General features: G+C 61.5%; 2 rRNA genes. Both read right to left on the reverse strand.

The window, feature by feature from the left end:
- A 23S ribosomal RNA gene (locus ACH34S_RS41940) occupies positions 1-94 on the reverse strand; the annotation flags it as partial.
- 463 nt (positions 95-557) lie between these two features.
- A 16S ribosomal RNA gene (locus ACH34S_RS41945) occupies positions 558-660 on the reverse strand; the annotation flags it as partial.

The raw sequence follows: 660 nt of genomic DNA on the forward strand, positions 1-660 counted from the left end.
GGTTGCCGACTCCCCGAGGCATATCGCAGGCTCCCACGTCCTTCATCGGCTCCTGATGCCAAGGCATCCACCGTATGCCCTAAAAAACTTGAACACACAAAACGATCAAAACAAATCGCAGATAAACGAACAAAACCCCGGAACAACTCCCACCCCCCAACATGGAGGGGCGGCCGTCACCGAGATCCCGTCGTTCACCAGAGATGCTCGCGTCCACTGTGCAGTTCTCAAAAAACAACCGGGCCCACCAGCACCCCACCCCCTATAGCTAGGGATGGGGCGGCTGGTCCCGCGATCCGAGGTCACCGGGCGAAAGCCCGTTTCCTCAGGACCCAACAGCGTGCCCAGCCCCCCACACGCCCGACGCCGTCGTTCCCACTCCCACTGGACCGAGGTCCAGAAGGCGGTACTTGCCGGCTCACACGTGTGGTGAGCTGAATAGCCAGTGCTCCACATCTATGAGCAGCCACCTGACGGACATTCGCCGTCAACGGCGGCCACCGACCACGACCCCCACCCCGAAGGATGAGCGACCTTGGCCAGCTGGTGCTCCTTAGAAAGGAGGTGATCCAGCCGCACCTTCCGGTACGGCTACCTTGTTACGACTTCGTCCCAATCGCCGGCCCCACCTTCGACCGCTCCCCCCACACAAGGTGGTTG

It is taken from the genome of Actinomadura sp. 3N508 (genome assembly GCF_044326375.1).
GTDB lineage: Bacteria > Actinomycetota > Actinomycetes > Streptosporangiales > Streptosporangiaceae > Spirillospora.